Origin of the sequence: Pedobacter nutrimenti (assembly GCF_032678445.1) — a bacterium.
Classification (GTDB): Bacteria; Bacteroidota; Bacteroidia; order Sphingobacteriales; family Sphingobacteriaceae; genus Pedobacter; species Pedobacter nutrimenti_A.
This window is the reverse complement of record NZ_JAVTSQ010000040.1, coordinates 1-1,324: the sequence shown is the minus strand read 5'-3', so window position 1 is coordinate 1,324 and position 1,324 is coordinate 1. Positions and strand designations below refer to the sequence as shown.

Here is a 1,324-nt window from a genome sequence, read left to right as displayed (position 1 = left end):
TCCCAGCAATATCTCCTCCTTGTTTGGCTACCTTTTTATTCTCGGCAAATCCCTTCGGATTTTTTGTTTTAATAATCTCTGTTGTTGAGGCCTCACCCAACATAGAAAAAATCAGTTCCAGATCACTCATATGATCTCTTAAATTTTGCTTTTTAAGCCCTTTAATTCCTTTGTGTTCTGAAGGAGTTACGCCAAAAGTAGCTTTCGAAATCTCTGCTGTTAATATGGCATAATCCCGTTGATCTTTAATATCCCTATTTCTCCATTCTTCGGTTAATTCTTCTCTGATAGCAATACTGCGCATCCTTTTTTCAATCCAATCATCAGGATAACCTTTAAGCTTATACAGATCTCTGGTTCTTTGAGCAGCCAATTCAGGATTTTCAATTTCATCTAATCTATCGGATCCAACCTGAGCCAACCATAATTTAAATGGTTCAGCTTTAGCAGACGGAATGGACTGTATAATTCGTAAAAGGCCTTTAGTATCGGAGGCCTGTATTTTACGCTTTTTACCATCAGCTGCAATCATTTCAACTGGGGTACAAATTGTACCCCAGTTGACTTTTAATTGTGCATCTCGGCTTAGCATTTTTTTAAGATATTGTTTAACATCAATACTATCAGTAAGTACTTCTACAACATCTTGAATTGCAAAATACCATTTTTGCTCTTCCTCATTCCAAACAGAACGCACTTGTTTATTTTCAAATAACCTTACACTCATATATCAAAATTCATATTGTAAATATAACTAATCAATAATTAAAAACTGAAATAAATAGTAAAATTATTTTATCCATCTATTACTCACATACAATATTTCAAAGAACTTCCTGGTATCGGATACCCGATGGGTTTTATTTGAATCCCTCTCTCCCCAAAAGGGGATCTCTCCCTTTAAAAAGGGAGAGAGGTGTCATGGAATGACGGAGAGAGGCCCACAGGGCAGAGAGGAGAATTACAACCCCAACTCTCCACCCAGCCTTATTCAACAACTTGAAGAAATAAGCCAGTGCATCCACTGAAAACAACACCCGGATCCTGGGATTACTTTCTGCTTTAGGCAAAGAGACGGATGTCTCTTTTGCCCAGTTAAAGAAACACGCGCTACTGCGATAATATGCCATCTAAGACCCAAGCTTGCCTGCAGTGTAGACCTCAATCTATTTGCCAAAGGATTATCTCTTACAGTACCCCCAATTAATTGGCAAACTACTTCTTAAATCGTCTTCAACACCTTCTTTGCTGGTGATAAGGTTAGAATGAGTCCAGAAGTACTGGACCAGGTCACTAGTTTTAATCATACAGTTTTGTTTATGTT

General features: G+C 37.7%; 1 protein-coding gene. It reads right to left on the bottom strand.

What is annotated here, in order from left to right; genetic code table 11:
• Positions 1–727: BRO family protein (locus R2S08_RS28805; protein WP_316838350.1), on the bottom strand; the 727-nt coding region annotated here is incomplete at its 3' end.
• Positions 728–1,324: the final 597 nt, after the last annotated feature.